This is a genomic window from Rhodococcus sp. WY5, assembly GCF_018588185.1.
GTDB lineage: Bacteria > Actinomycetota > Actinomycetes > Mycobacteriales > Mycobacteriaceae > Rhodococcus_F > Rhodococcus_F qingshengii.
On sequence record NZ_JAAMPR010000001.1, the window covers coordinates 624,080 to 642,998 of the forward strand.

An 18,919-nucleotide genomic window follows, 5' to 3' on the forward strand; every position below is an offset into this window, starting at 1 on the left:
GCGGAACCTATCGATTGGATGGGGCAGGCGGACGATGAAGTCTGTAGTCACCGACCCCGTCTTCGGGATTGTCGGTATCACGAGCGTCGTCGATCGTTGTGTTTGGAATTGTGCTCGCTCGAGACATGACTCACAAATGCCGAATTCACCGTCCGCCATACCGGAAAAGGTATAGCCGGGGCCTCAGACGAGACCCAGGAAGCGTTCGGCATTCCCCCGCGAAATCAGTTGGCGCGCAGTATCGTCCAAGAACTCACTCTTGCGAACCACCTCACCGACCGGACGCTCCCCCAAGGGGTACGGGTAATCACTACCCACCATCACACGGTCCACCCCCACCGTGTCCACCAACAGTCGCAGCGCACGCTCGTCGAAGACGACGGAATCCACGTAGAACCTTCCCAGGTAGTGCGACGGCGGGAACTGCGACGTACCGATGATGTCGTTGCGGCCGTGCCAGGCGTTTTCCATCCGTCCCAACCAGAACGCGAAAGATCCACCACCGTGCGCAAATCCGATCTTGAGACGATCGTCGATCTTGTCGAACACCCCACCGAGAATCAGTGCGAGTATCGACAGGTGCGTTTCGGCCGGCATCGCAGTGAGCCACTGCGCCATCCAGCGATCGAGGCGCGGAGAGTTGGCCATGTCCCACGGGTGCACGAATACCGGCACGTCCAGCGACGCGCAGTGCTGCAGGAACGTCACCACGCCCTCGCTGTCGAGGTCCAGATCGCCGACATGATTGCCGATCTCGACACCGCGGTGCCCGTTCGCGATGCACCGCTCCAACTCACGGCACGCCGCGTCGGTGTCTTGCAGAGGCACCTGGCAGAAGGGAATCAACCGATCCTTCGCCGGCTCCACGATCTCGAGTGCGAGGTCGTTGAAGATCCGTGCAATGCGACTTGCCTGCTCACCGCTCCGGCCGTAGTTGAAGAACGCCGGAGTAGGTGAGACGACCTGCGTCTGCACGCCGTCGGCATCCATGTCCCGAAGCCGCACCTCGGCGTCCCAGGCATCGGACTGGATGCGACGGAACTCCTTGGTGCCCATCATGATCATTGCTTCGGTTTCCGACTCGACCTTCAGCCACGGCGCTTGCGGCCCCGCGTCTTCGGTCAGATCCGGCCACCCGTTGGGCACGTAGTGGGTGTGGATGTCGATCAGGTTGCTCATAGCTCAGCCCTTGCCGGGATGGAGCGTGCCGCACTTGTCACACGTGCGGGCTTCTTCGCTCTCGTAGAACTTGACGAACACCGGCGGAAGGTCGGCCACGATGTCGCGCACCTGAAGTTCGACCTCGTGAATCTTGTGATCACATTCGAGGCAGTACCACTGGAACTTCTCGAGCGTGCCTTCCTTGCGGACGCGTTCGATGACCAGGCCGATCGAGCCCGCGGTGGGACGCTGCGGCGAATGCGGAATGTCTCCTGGCAGCAACCAAGTTTCACCCTCGCGAATGTCGACGCGCTGAGGACCGTCTTCGGTCATGACATTGACGTGGATGTCGCCTTCGAGCTGGTAGAACCACTCCTCGTACGGATCGAGGTGGTAGTCGGTCCGCTGGTTGGGGCCGCCGACGACCTGCACGATGAAATCGTCTCCGAGCGCCATCGTCTGATTGTTGACGGGCGGCTGCAGGAGGTGGCGGTTGTCGTCGATCCACTTCTTGAAGTCGATGACGGGAGGAATCGTGGTCATGATGCATTCTCCGTATCTTCGGACGCCGAGCGTCGGGAGGCGGGCACGTACGCCACGCCGGAAATTTCGATGAGCAGGTGAGGGTGGGGCAGCTGGTGAACAGCCACAGTCGTTCTCGTCGGACCGTTTTCGTCGAACAGTTCGGCGTACACCTCGTTGTATCCGCCGAAGTCGTTCATCGACACCAGGTAGGAGGTGACCTGAACCAGATCACTCAGTTCTCCGCCCACTTCGGCGAGAATCGCCGTGATGTTCTCGATGACGGCACGCGTCTGCGCCCGAATGTCGAGCGCCGTGGTCCCCATCTCGTCGACCTCGACGCCGACAAACGTGTTGTCGGGTCGACGCGAACTGGTCCCGGAGACATAGACGAAATCGCCGACCACCTTGACGTGGGGGAACTTTCCGCGCGGCTTCGCCAGCTTCTCGATGACCTGCGCCCCACTCATCGCTTCACACCTTTCACCGTGACGGTTCCGAGTCCGTCGATCGTGCACTGTGCGACGCCCTCGTCGAGTCGCACAGCTGCTGTGGCGGCACCGGCCAGAATTACCTGCCCGGCGCGCAACGGGATTCGGCGTCGACGAGCGATGTCGAGCAGTGCATGCAGAGCTCGCACCGGATCGCCGAGAATGGCCGACGTGGAACCGACTACCGTCTCGCCGCCGACTTCCATACGTACGGAACGGTCTTCGACGTTCTGTAGCGGCAGCCACCTCCCGATCACGTACCCGGCAGCGCTGGTGTTGTCAGCGACGACGTCGGTGTAGGTGAAGCGGAAGTCGCGATAGCGCGAGTCGATGATCTCCATTGCGGGAGCCAGCGCGTCGACGCAGGTTTCGATGTCGACGTTCGGATCGTCGAGATCGACGTCCTTCGACAGGCGGTATGCCACTTCGGGTTCGATCTTGGGATGAATGAACGTCCTCAGGTCGACTTCGCCGCCGTTGCTCACGCACATCGCGTCGGTCAACTGACCGACGATCACTTCGGAGACACCCATCTGCGCCATCTTCGCTTGGCTTGTGAAACCGAGCTTGATACCCACAATCGATTCGCCACGGCTGGTCCGCCGTTCGAGGAGTTCGTTCTGGATCCGGTAGGCCTGGTCGATGTCGATGGTGTGTTCGTCGGCGAGGCTCGGGGTGTCGGTGCGAGTCTGCGCAGCGTCGTCGAGGCGACGCGCGAGCGCGGATACGGTGTCTTCGGGGGCTGTCATCACGCCTCGCTCATTTCTGGAAAACTTTTGCGGTTTCGATGTTCACAGTTGCACACATACATTCGTCGGTTCGGTGTAGAAGTGCAGCGAGGACTCGCCGCCCTCACGTCCGATGCCGGACAGGCCCATGCCGCCGAAGGGAGATCGCAGTTCGCGGGTGAACCACGTGTTGACCCAGGAGATTCCGACGTTCATCTTCTGCGCGACGCGGTGTCCGCGGCGCAGGTCGTTGGTCCACACGGAGGCAGCAAGGCCGTACTCGGTGTCGTTTGCGAGGGCGATTGCCTCGGCTTCGGTCTCGAACGGAATGAGTGCTGCGACGGGTCCGAAGATCTCCTCACGCACGACGCGATCCTTGTTGGTCAAGCCAGTCCACAGGGTGGGTTCGATCCAGGATCCGCCCGACAGTTCCTGTCCGAGGTCCGGAATACCGCCGCCGGTCAGCACTTTCGCGCCTTCCTGCTCGGCGATCTCGAAGTAGTCGAGTACCTTCTTCCGGTGTGCCTGCGAAATGAGCGGTCCGGTCGTCGTTGCATCGAGCGTCGGGTCGCCCAGACGCAGTCCTGCTGCCCGCTCGACGAGTCCACCGGCGATGTTTTCGAAAATGCTGCGGTGCACGTACACCCGCTCGGTGCACAGGCAGACCTGGCCGGTGTTGGTGAACACCGACTTGGTCAGACCCGTCAGAGCCTCGTCGATGTCGACGTCGTCGAACACGATCGCGGCGTTCTTGCCGCCGAGCTCGAACGAGACCGGACGGACCCGCGGGGCAACGGTTTTCATGACATGCGAACCCGTTGCCGAAGATCCGGTGAAGGTGACGCCGTCGATACCGGGGTGCGTGGTGAGGAACTCGCCGGCCGAGTTCGCACCGAATCCATGGACGACGTTGTAGACGCCGGCAGGCAGGCCGACCTCTTCGAGCACCTCGGCCAGCAACGACGCAGTCGCCGGGGTTTCCTCGGAAGGTTTGACCACCACGGAGTTTCCGCACGCGAGCGCGGGCGCAACCTTCCAGGTCAGGAGAAGCAGCGGCAGGTTCCACGGAACGATCACGGCGACGACGCCGAGCGGCTTGCGGATCGCGTAGTTCAGCGCCTGCTTGCCGCCCGCGAGGTCCGTGACAAACGATTCCTGTCCCGCCGCGGCGACGATGTCGGCGAAGGTGCGGAAGTTCGTCAGGGCGCGCGCGACGTCGAGTTCGCGTGCCTGCGTGATCGGCTTGCCGGTGTCCGCCATCTCTGCGGCGACGAACTCTTCGAATCGCTCCTCGATCCGGTCGGCGGCGCGTCGCAGCAGAGCCGTCCGCTCTCGAACCGGCGTATCGGCCCAACCGTTGTCCAGAGCACGTCTGGCAGAGGTCACGGCCCGATCGACCAGGGCCTTGTCGGCCTCGTGGACCCGGGCGAGAACACGGCCCGTTGCTGGGTCGACCTGATCGAAGCTCGACGACTCGTCGGGTTCGACATAGGAGCCGTCCACGTAATTGCGGATCCATCCGTCGCATTGTGAGGTCATGGACTAACTATTGGCCCGTGACCCATATCAAACAAATGCAAAAACTGCCGCCAGCTATACCTCGATCGGCATAGACGGCGGCAGTTCGGCCACACAACTCAGCTCTGCATGTCGGCGCCGAGCGCCTCAGCGTCGCAGATACGCCAACTGCACGTTGACGGATTTCTCCGCGACCGGCCACAACTTCGGGTCCACGTCGGAGTAGACGTGTTCGACTACGTCGCGCACCGAGGCCGACTCGCCCAACGTCGACAGAGCGGCCCGCACCTGATCCAGACGCTCCTCGCGGTGGGCGAGGTACTGCTGCGAAATCGCCTGCAGATCGGGTAGGTCCGGACCGTGCCCGGGAAGAACCGTCAGTCCTTCGCCGAGTGCGGCCAGCGATCGCAGCGAGGTGAGGTAGTCCCCCAGATCGCCGTCGGAGTCGTCGAGAACTGCCGTGCCGCGGCCCAGAATGGTGTCGCCCGTCAGCACGCTCGCATCGTTCTCGATGACTATCGACACCGAGTCCGCGGTATGGCCCGGCGTCGCGAGGATCCGCAACTTCAGGCCCGCTACCACGATCACTTCACCGTCGACAAGCGCCGAAGCGCCCCCGCGAAGAAAAGTTGGGTCGACGGAACGCACTGGAGCCGAAGTCAATTCGTGGAAACGGTCCACCCCGCCGGTGTGGTCGTAGTGCCGGTGCGTGATCAAGGTCAGCGCTACCGGACCGATACCAGCGACACGTTGCAGGTGTTCCTCGTCGTTGTCGCCTGGATCGACGACAACACACTCGACGCTGCCCGGAGCATGCAGAATCCAAGTGTTCGTACCGTCCAGCGTCATCATGCCCGGATTGTTCTCGAGCAAGACCGAAGCGATGTCGGTGACGCGGCGAAGCTGCGCGTAGGCGGGATGGACCGTCGACATCAGCGAACTTCGACGATCAGTTCCACCTCGACCGGAGAGCCGAGGGGAAGTTCTGCCACGCCGACTGCCGAACGGGCGTGAATACCGGCGTCGCCGAGCACCTCACCGAGGAATTCGGACGCGCCGTTGATCACGCCGGGCTGACCGGTGAATCCTTCGGCGGATGCCACGAAGCCGACAACCTTGACAACGCGAACGACGTTGTCGATGCCGACCAGGGCGTCGATGGCAGCGAGAGCGTTGAGCGCGCAGGTGCGAGCCGCGGCCTTGGCGTCCTCATCCGACACGCCCGCGCCGAGCTTGCCGGTCAGCGCCAGTTTTCCGTCGACGAACGGGAGCTGACCCGACGTGTACACGTGGTTGCCGCTGCGAACCGCGGGAACGTACGCAGCGACGGGTGCCGCGACGGCGGGAAGTGCAATGCCCAGTTCGGCGAGACGCTCCGACCAGGTCTGTGTTGCCTCTGCCATGTGATTCAGCCCTTCGGACGCTTCATGTACGCGACGTGCTGCTCGCCCGACGCGCTCGGCAGGACGGCGACGAGTTCCCAGCCGTCGACACCCCAGTTGTCGAGAATTGCCTTCGGATTGTGGACCAGCAACGGAGTCACGGTGTATTCCCAGGAAGTTATTTCGCTCATGCGGTGAGCCTATCCCGCGTACATCTTCGGCCCCAGACTTATAGGCTCGCGGTGTGGTTGCATCCCAAGATGAGCTGAGCAGGACCTGGCCCGAGTCTGCGACGAAGGCCCGCCTGCACTTTGTGTCAGGTAAAGGCGGAACCGGTAAGTCCACGGTTGCCGCCGCGTTGGCGCTCGCGTTGGCCGAAGGCGGCAAGCGCGTTCTCCTCGTGGAGGTCGAGGGCCGCCAGGGAATCGCGCAGCTCTTCGACGTACCACCGCTTCCACCGCAGGAGACCAAGGTCGCGGCCGCCGAAGGTGGCGGTGAAGTGATGGCTCTGGCCGTCGACATCGAGACCGCGTTCCTCGAATACCTCGAAATGTTCTACAACCTCGGCTTCGCCGGCCGGGCGATGCGTAAGTTCGGCGCCATCGAATTCGCCACCACAATCGCTCCAGGCCTTCGCGACGTTCTGCTCACCGGCAAGATCAAGGAGTGCGTCATCCGCACCGATCGAACCGGCAAACGCGTGTACGACGCCGTTGTCGTCGATGCTCCCCCGACCGGGCGGATCGGAAGCTTCCTCGACGTCACCAAGGCGATGGCCGACCTCGCCAAGGGCGGCCCGGTGCATTCGCAGAGTGAAGGCGTCGTTCGGCTGCTGCACTCGCCGGAGACCGTCGTACATCTTGTTGCGCTTCTCGAAGCGCTGCCCGTTCAGGAAACCGCCGACGCCGCCGCAGAACTGGCGCGTGACGACCTCAACCTCGGTGCCATCATCGTCAACCGCGCCAGCCCGAGGTTCTTGCCCGAAGACCAACTCTCCGGTGCTGCAGCCGGCAACATCGATGCAGCTTCGATCCGGTCGACGCTCTCCGATGTCGGCATCGATCTGTCCGACGACGACTTCGCCGGCCTGCTCACCGAGACGATCGAGCACGCGTCGGTGCTCGAAGCTCAAGAATCCAGTGCGGAGAAGCTCCGCGAGATCGACGGCGCGCGGGTGCAACTTCCCGCACTCGCCGACGGCGTCGATCTCGGTGGGCTCTACGAGCTGGCCGAATACCTCACGGAACAGGGCGTGTGATGACCGAGACCACCGAGAACGTGACGGTCGGCAGTTCCAGGACCGGCCGACGCGCAGCTCCTGCCCTCGATATTTCGGCGATCATCAAGGACCCGACGGCCCGGATCGTGGTGTGTTGCGGCGCAGGTGGCGTCGGCAAGACCACGACGGCTGCGTCGCTGGCGTTGCGGGCAGCCGAAGAGGGCCGACGCGTAGTCGTCCTCACCATCGATCCGGCCCGTCGCCTCGCACAGGCCTTGGGTGTGGCCGAACTCGACAACACTCCGCAGCCGGTGAAGCTGGGTCCCGAGGCCACGGGCGAACTCCACGCGATGATGCTGAACATGCGTCGGACTTTCGACGAGATGGTCATCGAGCATTCGAGCCCTGAGAAGGCCGAGCAGATCCTGGCGAATCCCTTTTACCAAACCGTTGCCACATCGTTCTCCGGAACGCAGGAGTACATGGCGATGGAGAAGTTGGGGCAGCTGGCGTCGAACGACGCGTGGGATCTGGTGATCGTCGATACCCCGCCGTCGCGCAATGCGCTCGACTTCCTCGACGCTCCACAGAGGCTCGGAACATTCCTCGACGGACGGATGATCCGGCTGCTCTCGGCACCCGGCCGTGGCCTGACCAGGCTCGTGGCCGGCGCGATGGGATTGGCCCTGAAGGGTGTCTCGACCATCGTGGGAAGCCAAATGCTTTCGGATGCATCGGCATTCGTGCAGTCGCTCGACTCGATGTTCGGCGGTTTCCGTGAACGCGCCACGAAGACCTACGAGTTGCTGCGTCAGCCGGGGACTCATTTCCTGGTGATCGCAGCGGCCGAGCCCGACGCTCTCCGTGAGGCGGCGTTCTTCGTCGATCGCCTTGCGGGTGACTCGATGCCGTTGGCCGGTCTGGTTCTCAACCGCACTCACCCGACGTTGACGGCTCTGCCTGCCGATCATGCGGTGACCGCCGCCGACAAACTGGAAGCGAAGGAAAATGCGACCGAGGCCGAGGCCCTCACCGCAGCCGTTCTCCGCATCCATGCCCATCGGGCAGTGATCGCGAAGCGAGAAATCGCCTTGCTGAGTCGATTCACCGCAGCTCACCCGAGGGTGCCGCTGATCGGTGTTCCGTCGCTACCGTTCGAGGTCTCGGACCTCGAGGCGCTGCGCGCGGTGGGAGATCAGCTCACTCGTAAGGGCTGATCCCCCGATCGACCTGGATCAGACTGCTGAGTGATGCTGGCGCTGGTCTTCGAAGAACTCGGACCAGGAGTCGACGTCGGGGTGCTGCTTGAGCAGTGCACGGCGCTGACGTTCGGTCATTCCGCCCCACACACCGAACTCGACACGGTTGTCGAGAGCATCTGCTCCGCACTGCATGAGGACCGGGCAGTGACGGCAGATGGTGGCTGCCTTGCGCTGTGCGGCGCCACGAACAAAAAGTTGGTCGGGATCGACCTCGCGGCATCGCGCCTGAGTTACCCAGGCAATTCGTGCCTCGGCCTGCTCGATGTCCAAACGGCTACTCGGGGTGGCTGTGTACATTCTGGGTCCCCTCTACAAAGTCTGACCGTCGCCATGAGGCGAGCAGCGCACCATCTCAGCCGTCTCGCGGTAGCACGTGAAAGCTGAGACACATTCGTGATCGAGTGTTACGTCGATCACACTGATCACAATTTAGGTAAAGAACGCCCCTAACGCAAGACGGTCGGGAGCATTTTTTGGTACGGCAGTACAAAGCGCGTGTTCAGGAGGTTTTGAACACCCGCAAAACACTGAAACCGGTTCCAATGGGTGGGCACACGTACTCTGTAGATCGTGTCGATTGCAAAAACAGTGGCGAAGCTCGCCGGAAGCTCCGCATTGGCGGGTGTCCTGGTCGCAGGGGTGATGTTCCCGGTGGCCGGCGGATTCGGATTCGCGTCCAATCGCGCTGCCGATACCGTCGACAACGTCTCGGCCGAACTGGTCGAAGGCACGGTCCCCGCGGTGTCCACCATGGTCGATGCGGCAGGCAATCCCATTGCCTGGCTGTACGACCAACGACGCTTCGAAGTCCCGAGCGAGAAGATCTCCAACAACATGAAGTTGGCGATCGTCTCCATCGAGGACCGCCGGTTCCCCGACCACAAGGGCGTCGACTGGCAGGGAACGCTGCGCGCCTTCCTCACCAACACGACGACCGGTGAAGTGCAGCAGGGCGCGTCGACACTCGATCAGCAGTATGTGAAGAACTACCAACTGTTGGTCGTGGCCAAGACGGATGCCGAGCGCCGCGCTGCCATCGAGACCACCCCGGCCCGAAAGATCCGCGAGATCCGGATGGCGCTGACGCTGGACAAGGAACTCACGAAAGACGAGATCCTCACCCGGTACCTCAACCTCGTACCGTTCGGCAACGGATCCTTCGGCATTCAGGACGCGGCTCAGACCTACTTCGGCGTCGACGCCGCAGATCTGACCGTTCCGCAGTCCGCGATGCTGGCCGGCATGGTTCAGTCCAGCTCCGCGCTGAACCCGTACACGAACGTCGAGGGCGTGACCGAGCGTCGTAACACCGTGCTCGACACCATGATCACGAACATTCCGGATCGTGCCGACGAGTTCCGTGCAGCCAAGGAAGAGCCCCTCGGCGTCCTCGAAACCCCCAACAACTTGCCGCGCGGCTGCATCGCTGCAGGCGATCGCGGATTCTTCTGTGATTACGCACTGAAGTACCTCTCGGATGCCGGAATCACCCGCGACCAGATCAACGAGGGTGGTTACCTCATCAAGACCACTCTCGATCCGCAGGTCCAGGCGTCCACCAAGGCCGGACTGAACGCGAACGCGAGCGCCAACCTCGACGGCATCGCGAACGTGATGAACGTGATCAGGCCGGGCCAGGATTCACACAAGGTCATCGCGATGGCCAGCAGTCGCACGTACGGACTCAATGCCGACGCCGACGAAACCGTCCAGGCGCAGCCGTACTCCCTTGCCGGTGACGGTGCGGGTTCCGTCTTCAAGATCTTCACGACCGCTGCGGCGATGGAGAAGGGCCTCGGCATCAACGCGACCCTCGACGTGCCCAAGCGCTTCGAAGCCAAGGGCATGGGTAGCGGTGGTGCGGCAGGCTGCCCGGTCTCGACGTACTGCGTGGAGAACGCCGGCAACTATCCGCCGACGCTGTCCGTGACCGACGCCCTGGCACAGTCCCCAAACACCGCTTTCGTCAAGCTCATCGAGGCGACCGGCGTCACGCCGACCGTCGACATGGCTGTCCGTCTCGGCATGCGCTCGTACGCCGATCCCAACACCTCGGGCTTCGACGAGCGCAGCATGGCCGACTTCCAGAAGGAACAGAACCTCGGTTCGTTCACCCTCGGCCCCACCTGGATCAACCCGCTCGAACTCTCCAACGTCGCGGCCACTCTCGCCTCGCACGGCAAGTGGTGCCCGCCGAGTCCCATCGATTCGGTCTTCGACCGCTACGGCAAGCCCGTGGCCGTCACCGAGCAGGGCTGTGAGCAGGTCGTCGAGCCCGGCTTGGCAGACACACTCGCCAACGCCATGAGCCGTGACGACGTCGGCGCCGGTACGTCTGCCGGTGCCGCGAGCAGCGCCGGATGGAGCCTGCCGATGTCGGGCAAGACGGGTACCACCGAGACCCACAAGTCCTCGGCGTTCCTCGGTTTCACCAACAACCTCGCTGCGGCCGTCTACATCTTCGGCGACTCCCCGACACCCGGCGAGATCTGCTCGAGCCCGCTACGCCCCTGCTACAGCGGCAACCTGTACGGCGGTACCGAACCGGCGAGATCCTGGTTCGCGGCAATGAACCCGGTCGCCAACAACTTCGGGCCCACCTCGCTGCCCCCGATCGACGAGAAGTACGCACGGGGATCACAGAACGGCCAGGTTCCCGAGGTTGTCGGCCTGAGCCAGTCGGCGGCGACGTCGAGGTTGCAGGCGTCCGGCTTCACGGTCAATTCCGTGACCACGGCATCCGGAGCACGGGCGGGAACGGTCACCGGAGTTTCGCCGTCCGGGTCCGCGATCCCGGGTTCGACCGTCACGATCTACATCAGTGACGGGTCCGTAAGGGCTCCGGCAGCACCCGCATCCCCGGCAGCTCCAGCAGCTCCGGCACCGGGCGCGACTCCCCCGGATGCGACTCCGCCGGGAGGCGAACCCGCACCGCCTGCGGGGACCCCACCGAACTGACGGCCCTGAAAACAAGAACGGCCGCGATCTCCGAGTGACTCGGAGTTCGCGGCCGTTTTCGGTTTCCGGTGGCGCGCTTCTACAGGCGGGACTTCACTGCTGCAGAGATACGTGCGCCATCGGCCTTGCCCTTGGCCAGCGCGCTGGCGGCCTTGATGACCTGGCCCATCTGACGCATACCCGGACGCTCACCGAGCTCCTCGGACACCTGAGCGAGGGCGGTGTCGACGACGTCGACGAGTTCGGCGTCGGTCAACGGCGTCGGCAGGTACTCGTCGATGATCTGAGCTTCGGCGCGCTCTTTCGCGGCAAGTTCACCGCGGCCGTTCTCGGTGTAGATCTCGGCCGATTCGCCGCGCTTCTTCGATTCCTTTGCAAGGACTTTGATGATTTCTTCGTCGGTGAGGACCCGTGCTTCCTTACCGGCAACCTCTTCGGTCTGGATGGCTGCCATGAGCATCCGAAGGGTGGCTGTACGTAGCGGATCCTTCGCCTTCATGGATGCAACCATGTCGGTTCGGAGGGTGGCTTTGAGCGATGGTGTCGTGTCGGACATGGTGGAAACGCTACGCGCTCGGCGTTTCGAGCGTGCCGATAGTTACCTCCGCCCGGACACAATTCTCTGTGGAATAGCTGTAAAAGGCAGCGAGAGCGACGCAGAAGAACGCCACACCCGTATCCTTGAGAGGTGTCTTCCCAGTTCCGCACCAATCTGACCCGCACCGCACTTGGTGCCGCGGGCGCCGCTGCACTAGGGATCGGGTACGCATCCGGCATCGAACGCAATGCATTTGCACTGCGTGAGGTGACGATGCCAGTCCTGGCGCCCGGTTCGTCGTCGCTGCGGGTCCTCCATCTCAGCGACCTGCACATGATGCCGAACCAACGGTTGAAACAGAATTGGTTGCGTGAACTCGAAGGCCTCGACCCCGACCTCGTGGTCAACACCGGCGACAACTTGTCGCATCAGCGCAGCGTCCCGGCAGTGGTCCAGGCGCTCGGCGATCTGTTGGCTCGGCCGGGTCTGTTCGTCTTCGGCAGCAACGACTACTTCGCTCCGAAACCGAAGAATCCACTGAGCTACATCTTCAACAAGGACAAGCGCATCACCGGCGATCCCCTCCCCTGGGGCGATCTGCGGGCCGCGTTCACCGAACGTGGATGGCTGGACATGACCCACGTGCGCCGCGAACTCGAAGTGGCCGGTATTCGCATTGCTGCCGCCGGCGTCGATGATCCGCACCTGAAGCGCGATCGCTACGACACCGTCGCCGGAACACCCAATCCCGTCGCCCAGCTCAAGCTCGGCCTGACGCACTCACCCGAACCTCGAGTTCTCGACCGGTTCGCCGACGACGGCTACGACCTGGTGCTCGCCGGCCACACGCACGGTGGTCAGCTGTGCCTTCCGTTCTACGGCGCGCTGGTCACCAACTGCCAGATCGACCGATCCCGGGTCAAGGGACCGTCGAAGTGGGGCGCGCACACCCAGCTGCACGTCTCAGCGGGCATCGGCACTTCGCCGTGGGCTCCGGCACGCTTCTGCTGCCGCCCCGAGGCAACTCTGCTGACTTTGGTTCCGGCGACCAGGCGCGAACCGGAGCATGTCTCCGCACACAGTTCCGCAGAGTCTCCAGCGTCGGTTCTACGCAACTGACCTGCGGATTTAATGTCAGTCGACTCGGTAATGTAAGCTAACCGAGGTTCGACACGGGGTGTGGCGCAGCTTGGTAGCGCGCTTCGTTCGGGACGAAGAGGTCGTGGGTTCAAATCCCGCCACCCCGACAGTGAAGAACAGAAATCGAGGCCCTTCCGCTTACGCGGGAGGGCCTCGATTTCGTTGACGATAAGGTGAAGCCGTGGCATCCGAACCAGACTTCGCGCACAACGACATGGCGAGCCGTAGCCGACGTGAGAAAGCTGTCGGTCTTGCCAAGTTCGCCTGGGATCGCGATATCAGTAGTGCAGAGTTGCTCGACATGCCCGACGATCGGCTGCGCAAGCTTGCGCGGGCGGCGGGCGCCAATCCGCCGAGCACGCGGGAGACCTGGACGATCGCGGCCGGACTGCTCGACGAGAAAGCCGTGTGGGCAGCAGCCAACCCAGACCGTCCCGAAGCTCGGCGTGAGCATCCGGACGAGAAGATCATGTGGGTGAAGAAGCCGATCGAGCCCTGGCTGTGACAGCCGAATTCAGCGCAGGTGTGACAGCCGAATTGAGTGCAGCTGTGACAGCCGAATTCAGCGGAGCTGTGAAGCGGTGATCGGGCAGGTCGATGAAGTAGTTGTGGATTGCTCCGCACCAGCCCAGTTGGCGACCTTCTGGGCCGGAATCCTCGGTGGGCAGCCGGTGGAGCGGAGCGCGGAGTGGGCGTTTGTCGACCCTCCAGGATGGACTCGCCTCACCTTCCAGCGTGTACCGGAATCCAAGCTGACGAAGAATCGTCTACACATCGACGTCAGTGTGGATGACGTCGTCGCTGCGACCGAAGCTGCCGAGCGCCTCGGCGCAACTCGGGTCGGTACTGTCCAGCAGGACCCGGCCGGCACCTTTCAGGTGCTACTGGATCCCGAGGGAAACGAGTGGTGCGTCGTCCGAAGTGCCGGAAGGTGAATTACGCTCCGGCTACGGTTTCGCGAGCCCAACGGTAGTCGGCCTTACCGCTGGGCGAGCGGAGGATGGTTGGTACGAGCACGATCGAGCGGGGGATCTTGTACCCGGCGACGTGGGTGCGGCAATGCTCCGACAATGATTCCGTCGCAACATCTTCGAATCCCGGTCGAACCTGCACCACCGCGGCGACCTTCTCACCGAATCGAGTGTCGGGCGCACCCGCCACCAAAGCGTCGAAAATTGCCGGGTGAGTTTTGAGTGCCTGCTCCACTTCTTCGGGGTAGACCTTCTCGCCGCCGGAGTTGATGCACATCGAACCGCGCCCGAGCAGCACGATGGTTCCGTCGGCTTCCATCGTGCCCATGTCCCCGAGTACCGCCAGACGCACCCCGTCGACGACAGGAAAAGTTGCAGCAGTCTTGGCAGGGTCGCCGAAGTAGGCAACGGGAACATGGCCGGCCCGGGCGATGAAACCGACTGTGTCCGAGCCTGGTTCGATGCGACGGAATTCGTCGTCGACAAGAATCATGTTGGGGTTGGATCGAATTCGCTTGGAACCGTCCTCACCGAATTCGACGACGCCGTCGTTGCCGGATTCCGAAGCACCGAATGCATCCTTGATCACCAACCCCGGTAGTCGGGTTGTCAGTTCTGCTTTCAGGTTCGGGGAGAACAACGCGCCACCCGACCCGATCAGTTGGAGAGTCGAAAGGTCGTAGCGCCCTTCGCTTGCGGTAATGGCGTCGGCGATCGGCCGAGCAATTGCGTCGCCGACGACGGTGATTCCGGTGATCTTCTCGGCCTCGACCAGTCGCAACACTTCCATCGGATCGAAGCTGCGGGTCAGCACTCGGGGAGCTCCCATGAGGAATGCCGTGAGCAGTGAATAGATTGCGGCTCCATGCATGAGCGGCGGGATGAGTAGCAGCACAGTTGGATTGGTGTTCGCTACAGCTGCATCCACAACCTCTTCGAGGCTACGACGCGGCGGCCCGCTGAGGTTCGCTCCGGACAGGGCGGCAAAGAAGAAGTCCTCGTGCCGCCACACCACACCCTTGGGCATTCCGGTTGTGCCGCCGGTGTAGATGATGAAATGGTCGTCGTTGCTGCGAGGGCCGAAGTCGCGGGTATCAGTCTGCGCGGCAAGGGCGTTCTCGTAGTCTTCGCCGACGATCAGCACGTGGGTGATCTCCGGACACTGCGGAACCACGGCCAATGCCGTCGGCGCGAATTCCTCTTCGACCAGCAGTGCCACCATTTGAGAGTTGGTGTAGATGTACAGGAGTTCTGCATCGGTATAGCGGAAGTTGACGTTGATCGGTACCGCTCTGATCTTCAAGCAAGCCAGGAGCGCTTCGACGTACTCGACGCAGTTACGCATGTGAATACCGACGTGCTGCCCAGGCTCGACGCCCACCGACTGCAGGTGATGAGCGAGTCGGTTCGATCGCAGTTCGAGTTCGGCGTAGCTCAATCGCACGTCTTCCAGAATCAAGGGAACTCGATCGGGGATCGCATCGGCAACGGCCTCGAACAGATCGGCAATGTTCAGGGTCATCGAAATCCTCACTACACGCGTCTTCGCTTACCAGTACAGGTCTTTCGCGAAGCTAACACGTTGGTCGCACCCTGTAGTCCGAATTGCGTAGCGGTCCCGCTGAGCGAGACCTGACGCGCCGCTCACCTGGCATCAACGGTGCGGATACCTCCCTGACCAAGCCCGATAGCCGAAAGGTAGGGTAGCCTAATGCACTCACGCACCACTCTCCGGAGCCGCACGTCGGTCCGGGTCGCCATGGTTGCCCTGGCGACTGTTTTTGCCGCTACGGCCTGCGGCTCTTCCGACGCCGGCGGCAACGCAAACGGCAACACCGATGTCGCGACCGGCGGCAAGCTGTTCAGCACCGCCGACACGGAAACCGCGAAGCTCGGCAGCGATGCCGCGCCAGGCGAGTTCCCTCGCACCATCACCCATGCCCTGGGCGAGACCACCCTCGAGGCCAAGCCGACCCGCGTCGTCGTCCTCGACAGCGGTGAACTCGACGAGGTTCTCTCGCTCGGGATCACCCCGGTCGGCATCGCCAGCCCGGAAAGCGCCGCCGGTCAGCCGTCGTACCTGGCGGACAAGTTGGTCGGTGTCCCCGACGTCGGCACGACCAACAACCTCAACCTCGAGGCGATCACCGCACTGCAGCCCGATCTGATCCTCGGCAGCAAGCTGCGCCAGGACAAGCTTTACCCGCAACTCGCGGCAATCGCTCCGACGGTCTTCAGCATCCGCCCCGGCTTTCCGTGGAAGGAGAACTTCCTCCTTGCCGGTGACGCACTCGGCGAGGAGACCAAGGCTGAGCAGGTTCTCAACGACTACCAAGAGCACGCCGACAAGGTACGTGAGTCGATCGACGGCTCCCCGACCGTTTCACTGGTTCGTTTCATGTCCGGGAAGCTGCGCCTGTACGGCAATTTGTCGTTCATCGGCGTCATCTTGAAGGACGTCGGCCTGCCCCGCCCGGCGATCCAGGACATCGACGAACTGGCCGTCGAGGTCAGCCCCGAAACGATCACCGAGGCGGAGGGTGACCGAATCTTCTACTCCAGCTACGGAAATCCCGCCGACACGGGCCAGACCACGGTTGTTGCCGGACCACTGTGGGCCAGCATGGGCGCAGTCAAGGAAGGACGCGCCACCGAGGTGAGCGACGAGACCTGGTTCCTGGGCCTCGGCCCGACAGGTGCCGGCCTGGTTCTCGACGACCTGCAGGCCAAGCTCGGCAAGTAGCCGTCACCGGCACAAAGAACGCCGCCCGACTCTCCGGAGTCGAGCGGCGTTCTTTGTTCAGCGGTTGTCCTGCTCGAGATGTTCGTTCATCGTCGAGTGAAGGTCGACGAGAAATTCCTCGAATCGACTGAGCAGTTCGGGCGGGTACTTCGCCATCATGGCGTCGAGTCGCACGGCAAGGGGCCCGAAGAACTCGTCCGCCAGGTCCTGCACATGCGCACTGCTGTGCAGCGTGACCACTCGCCGGTCGGCATTCTCTCGGGTCCGGACGATATGTCCCGCCTTCTCCAGGCGGTTGAGCAACGCGGTGGTTGCACCCGACGTCAGCGAGATCCGCTCTCCGAGGCGGGCGGGTGAGAGCGGCGTCCCCTTCTCCTCGGCAGCGGTGATTTCCATCAAGGCAGTCGCGTCGGTGGAATGCAGGCCGAGCCACGACGCGAATCGATGGCTGAATTCGGTGAACGTGCCACCGTACGCGCGGAATTCGTCCATCAGCCGCTCCCGCTCCACGGAGATGTCGCGCGGTGCCTCCACCTCGGTGATCCCACCTTTCCTGTGCCAGACGGCGGCCGGTCGAACCCAGCGCGCACGTTGACAACTTACCGCCTCAAATATACCTTCATAATGAAGTTACTTCACAATGGAGGTTTATTCGTGAACATCTCACCCACCACCCGCAAGTGGTTGGGCCTGATCGCCATTGCACTCGGTGTGGCACTGATCGTCGTCGACACCACGATCGTCAACGTCATAGTTCCCTCGATCATCGAAGATCTCGGGATCAATTCCGTTCAGGCTCAATGGATCCAAGAGTCCTACGCAATCGTGTTCGCGGCACTCCTGCTTCTGGTCGGCAGAGTTGCCGACCTGGTCGGCGCCCGTCGCATCTTCATCGCCGGTGTCGTCGTGTTCGGCGCAACGAGCCTGCTGGCCGGACTGGCGCCGAACGGCGGTCTGCTCATCCTGGCGCGCTTCCTGCAGGGCGCCGGCGCGGCCATGATCCTGCCCACGTCACTGTCGCTTCTGAACGCGATGTTCACCGGAAAGGCGCGCGGCCAGGCCTTCGCGGTCTGGGGCTCCACCATCGGCGCTGCATCCGCCCTCGGCCCATTGCTCGGCGGCTGGCTTGCCGAACATGCCTCATGGCGTTGGGCATTCGGGATCAACATTCCGCTTGCTGCGCTCATTCTCATCGGCGCAGTGCTGTTCATCGCACCCTCGACGCGCACCGCAGGGCGCGTCGACGCCACCGGAGCGGCACTGTCCATCGCCGGCCTGGGCCTGCTGGCCTTCGGACTCGTCGAGGGACGAACGTACGGGTGGCTGACCACGAAGGAACCCTTCGATCTGTTCGGTCTGTCATGGTCCAGCGGCCCGTCGCCGGTTCTGGTGGCGCTGGTTCTCGCCGTTCTGTCGCTCGGTGCGTTCGCCTACCGTCAAACCATGCTCACCCGCAGCGCCGATCCGTCGCGGGCACTGATGGACGTACGGTTGTTCTCCATCTCGTCGTTCCGCAACGGCAACATCGCGACGCTGATCATCGGACTCGGCGAGTTCGGAATCGTTGCGGTGCTTCCTCTCTGGCTCCAGTTCACGCTCGGATACAGCGCCCTCCAGGCAGGGCTCGCGCTGGTTCCCATTGCCATCGGCAGCTTTGTCGCCAGTGGTGCGAGCTTCGGGCTGGCATCGAAGGTCTCGCCGTTGGGCTTGGTCCGTATCGGCCTGGCTCTCGAAGCGCTCGGTCTCGCCGGTCTCGGATTCATCGCTGCGACAGACAGCCCCTGGTGGACTATCGCCGCAGTGCTGTTCTTCTACGGAATCGGCGTCGGTTTTGCGACTGCCCAGGTGACCAACGTCGTGCTCGAGGAGATTCCCGAGCAGAGCGCCGGTCAAGGCTCCGGCATTCAGAGCGCGTTCCGCCAACTCGGATCCGCACTGGGCATCGCTGTCCTCACCACGGTCTTCTTCAGCAGTCTCAATTCGACGCTGAACAACGACCTCACCGGATCCGGTATCGACCAAGCTCAGGCTGATCAGTTGACGCGGGCAGTCACCGACAGCGCAGGCGCCGCCATCGACTCGCTGGCCGGTTCACCGAACACTGCCTTCGTCGCCGACGCTGCCCAATCTGCGATGACTCACGGCATCACACTCGGCGGATACCTTGCGGCCGGATTTGTCGTGGTGGGCCTGATCGCCACGGCGCTCATCCCGAACAAGCCGGCCCCGTCAAACGAGGAGGAAACGAAAGCAGCAGCCGACGTCGCCTGACGGTCGGATCGGTGC

The 18,919-nt window shown here is 63.0% G+C and carries 20 protein-coding genes and 1 tRNA gene; 9 read left to right on the plus strand and 12 right to left on the minus strand.

The window, feature by feature from the left end; all coding sequences use genetic code 11:
- Positions 1-183: 183 nt before the first annotated feature.
- From G4D79_RS02800 to G4D79_RS02835, 8 genes are all read right to left on the minus strand, one after another.
- Positions 184-1,179, minus strand: a complete 996-nt coding sequence (locus G4D79_RS02800; protein ID WP_042922846.1) for an amidohydrolase family protein — start codon at positions 1,177-1,179, stop codon at positions 184-186.
- A gap of 3 nt (positions 1,180-1,182) precedes the next feature.
- Complete coding sequence (locus G4D79_RS02805) at positions 1,183-1,704, minus strand: 3-hydroxyanthranilate 3,4-dioxygenase (protein ID WP_003943511.1); 522 nt, start codon at positions 1,702-1,704, stop codon at positions 1,183-1,185.
- On the minus strand, positions 1,701-2,153 hold the full coding sequence (locus tag G4D79_RS02810; protein WP_007732394.1) for a RidA family protein: 453 nt from the start codon (positions 2,151-2,153) through the stop codon (positions 1,701-1,703). Before G4D79_RS02810 ends, G4D79_RS02805 begins: the two co-directional genes overlap by 4 nt.
- On the minus strand, positions 2,150-2,923 hold the full coding sequence (locus G4D79_RS02815; RefSeq protein WP_099696932.1) for a 2-keto-4-pentenoate hydratase: 774 nt from the start codon (positions 2,921-2,923) through the stop codon (positions 2,150-2,152). The genes G4D79_RS02810 and G4D79_RS02815 overlap by 4 nt, the downstream gene beginning before the upstream one ends.
- Before the next feature lie 42 nt (positions 2,924-2,965).
- The gene (locus G4D79_RS02820; RefSeq protein WP_054781769.1) at positions 2,966-4,441 is read right to left on the minus strand and encodes a 2-hydroxymuconic semialdehyde dehydrogenase; all 1,476 of its coding nucleotides are present in this window, start codon (positions 4,439-4,441) and stop codon (positions 2,966-2,968) included.
- 126 nt (positions 4,442-4,567) lie between these two features.
- Positions 4,568-5,353, minus strand: coding sequence for an MBL fold metallo-hydrolase (locus G4D79_RS02825; RefSeq protein ID WP_099696745.1), 786 nt, complete (start codon positions 5,351-5,353; stop codon positions 4,568-4,570).
- Complete coding sequence (locus G4D79_RS02830) at positions 5,353-5,823, minus strand: RidA family protein (RefSeq protein WP_003943508.1); 471 nt, start codon at positions 5,821-5,823, stop codon at positions 5,353-5,355. The genes G4D79_RS02825 and G4D79_RS02830 overlap by 1 nt, the downstream gene beginning before the upstream one ends.
- Positions 5,824-5,828: 5 nt before the next feature.
- A complete protein-coding gene (locus G4D79_RS02835; protein WP_003943454.1) occupies positions 5,829-5,993 on the minus strand; it encodes a hypothetical protein in 165 nt (54 codons plus the stop codon).
- Between the two features lie 53 nt (positions 5,994-6,046).
- Here G4D79_RS02835 and G4D79_RS02840 point away from each other — a divergent pair, with 53 nt between their 5' ends.
- The gene (locus tag G4D79_RS02840) at positions 6,047-7,060 is read left to right on the plus strand and encodes an ArsA-related P-loop ATPase (RefSeq protein WP_037130910.1); all 1,014 of its coding nucleotides are present in this window, start codon (positions 6,047-6,049) and stop codon (positions 7,058-7,060) included.
- The gene (locus G4D79_RS02845; RefSeq protein WP_007732380.1) at positions 7,060-8,238 is read left to right on the plus strand and encodes an ArsA family ATPase; all 1,179 of its coding nucleotides are present in this window, start codon (positions 7,060-7,062) and stop codon (positions 8,236-8,238) included. Before G4D79_RS02840 ends, G4D79_RS02845 begins: the two co-directional genes overlap by 1 nt.
- A gap of 18 nt (positions 8,239-8,256) precedes the next feature.
- Here G4D79_RS02845 and G4D79_RS02850 read toward each other — a convergent pair whose 3' ends face one another.
- Positions 8,257-8,580 (minus strand): WhiB family transcriptional regulator, encoded by a 324-nt coding sequence (locus G4D79_RS02850; RefSeq protein WP_007732375.1) that lies wholly within the window; start codon positions 8,578-8,580, stop codon positions 8,257-8,259.
- Between the two features lie 291 nt (positions 8,581-8,871).
- Here G4D79_RS02850 and G4D79_RS02855 point away from each other — a divergent pair, with 291 nt between their 5' ends.
- Positions 8,872-11,241: a transglycosylase domain-containing protein gene (locus tag G4D79_RS02855; RefSeq protein ID WP_003943525.1), complete on the plus strand. Its 2,370-nt coding sequence runs from the start codon at positions 8,872-8,874 to the stop codon at positions 11,239-11,241.
- Positions 11,242-11,320: 79 nt separating this feature from the next.
- Here the strand turns inward: G4D79_RS02855 and G4D79_RS02860 are convergent, their stop codons facing one another.
- Positions 11,321-11,797, minus strand: a complete 477-nt coding sequence (locus G4D79_RS02860; protein ID WP_003943491.1) for a GatB/YqeY domain-containing protein — start codon at positions 11,795-11,797, stop codon at positions 11,321-11,323.
- A gap of 132 nt (positions 11,798-11,929) precedes the next feature.
- On the opposite strand from G4D79_RS02860, the gene G4D79_RS02865 reads away from it, so the two are divergent.
- The 4 genes from G4D79_RS02865 (at position 11,930) to G4D79_RS02880 (ending at position 13,854) form a co-directional block, all read left to right on the plus strand.
- Positions 11,930-12,898, plus strand: coding sequence for a metallophosphoesterase (locus G4D79_RS02865; RefSeq protein WP_003943461.1), 969 nt, complete (start codon positions 11,930-11,932; stop codon positions 12,896-12,898).
- Between the two features lie 54 nt (positions 12,899-12,952).
- Positions 12,953-13,026, plus strand: a tRNA-Pro gene (locus G4D79_RS02870).
- A gap of 74 nt (positions 13,027-13,100) precedes the next feature.
- On the plus strand, positions 13,101-13,424 hold the full coding sequence (locus tag G4D79_RS02875) for a hypothetical protein (protein ID WP_003943496.1): 324 nt from the start codon (positions 13,101-13,103) through the stop codon (positions 13,422-13,424).
- A 76-nt stretch (positions 13,425-13,500) separates the two neighbouring features.
- A complete protein-coding gene (locus G4D79_RS02880; RefSeq protein WP_083059329.1) occupies positions 13,501-13,854 on the plus strand; it encodes a VOC family protein in 354 nt (117 codons plus the stop codon).
- 1 nt (position 13,855) lies between these two features.
- Here the strand turns inward: G4D79_RS02880 and G4D79_RS02885 are convergent, their stop codons facing one another.
- Positions 13,856-15,412 (minus strand): acyl-CoA synthetase, encoded by a 1,557-nt coding sequence (locus G4D79_RS02885; RefSeq protein ID WP_099696933.1) that lies wholly within the window; start codon positions 15,410-15,412, stop codon positions 13,856-13,858.
- A gap of 189 nt (positions 15,413-15,601) precedes the next feature.
- Between G4D79_RS02885 and G4D79_RS02890 the strand changes: the two genes are divergently transcribed.
- The gene (locus tag G4D79_RS02890; protein WP_099696746.1) at positions 15,602-16,633 is read left to right on the plus strand and encodes an ABC transporter substrate-binding protein; all 1,032 of its coding nucleotides are present in this window, start codon (positions 15,602-15,604) and stop codon (positions 16,631-16,633) included.
- A gap of 57 nt (positions 16,634-16,690) precedes the next feature.
- Here the strand turns inward: G4D79_RS02890 and G4D79_RS02895 are convergent, their stop codons facing one another.
- On the minus strand, positions 16,691-17,167 hold the full coding sequence (locus G4D79_RS02895) for a MarR family winged helix-turn-helix transcriptional regulator (RefSeq protein ID WP_003943458.1): 477 nt from the start codon (positions 17,165-17,167) through the stop codon (positions 16,691-16,693).
- Between the two features lie 120 nt (positions 17,168-17,287).
- Here G4D79_RS02895 and G4D79_RS02900 point away from each other — a divergent pair, with 120 nt between their 5' ends.
- Positions 17,288-18,904, plus strand: a complete 1,617-nt coding sequence (locus G4D79_RS02900) for a DHA2 family efflux MFS transporter permease subunit (RefSeq protein WP_099696747.1) — start codon at positions 17,288-17,290, stop codon at positions 18,902-18,904.
- Positions 18,905-18,919: the final 15 nt, after the last annotated feature.

What these genes read in the sequence shown, in the direction of transcription:
- G4D79_RS02850 (WP_007732375.1), bottom strand. Translation starts at nt 8,580, where the DNA reads ATGTACACAGCCACCCCGAGTAGCCGTTTGGACATCGAGCAGGCCGAG.
- G4D79_RS02820 (WP_054781769.1), bottom strand. Translation starts at nt 4,441, where the DNA reads ATGACCTCACAATGCGACGGATGGATCCGCAATTACGTGGACGGCTCC.
- G4D79_RS02845 (WP_007732380.1), top strand. Translation starts at nt 7,060, where the DNA reads ATGACCGAGACCACCGAGAACGTGACGGTCGGCAGTTCCAGGACCGGC.
- G4D79_RS02825 (WP_099696745.1), bottom strand. Translation starts at nt 5,353, where the DNA reads ATGTCGACGGTCCATCCCGCCTACGCGCAGCTTCGCCGCGTCACCGAC.
- G4D79_RS02890 (WP_099696746.1), top strand. Translation starts at nt 15,602, where the DNA reads ATGCACTCACGCACCACTCTCCGGAGCCGCACGTCGGTCCGGGTCGCC.
- G4D79_RS02885 (WP_099696933.1), bottom strand. Translation starts at nt 15,412, where the DNA reads ATGACCCTGAACATTGCCGATCTGTTCGAGGCCGTTGCCGATGCGATC.
- G4D79_RS02800 (WP_042922846.1), bottom strand. Translation starts at nt 1,179, where the DNA reads ATGAGCAACCTGATCGACATCCACACCCACTACGTGCCCAACGGGTGG.
- G4D79_RS02810 (WP_007732394.1), bottom strand. Translation starts at nt 2,153, where the DNA reads ATGAGTGGGGCGCAGGTCATCGAGAAGCTGGCGAAGCCGCGCGGAAAG.
- G4D79_RS02815 (WP_099696932.1), bottom strand. Translation starts at nt 2,923, where the DNA reads ATGACAGCCCCCGAAGACACCGTATCCGCGCTCGCGCGTCGCCTCGAC.
- G4D79_RS02805 (WP_003943511.1), bottom strand. Translation starts at nt 1,704, where the DNA reads ATGACCACGATTCCTCCCGTCATCGACTTCAAGAAGTGGATCGACGAC.
- G4D79_RS02835 (WP_003943454.1), bottom strand. Translation starts at nt 5,993, where the DNA reads ATGAGCGAAATAACTTCCTGGGAATACACCGTGACTCCGTTGCTGGTC.
- G4D79_RS02830 (WP_003943508.1), bottom strand. Translation starts at nt 5,823, where the DNA reads ATGGCAGAGGCAACACAGACCTGGTCGGAGCGTCTCGCCGAACTGGGC.
- G4D79_RS02860 (WP_003943491.1), bottom strand. Translation starts at nt 11,797, where the DNA reads ATGTCCGACACGACACCATCGCTCAAAGCCACCCTCCGAACCGACATG.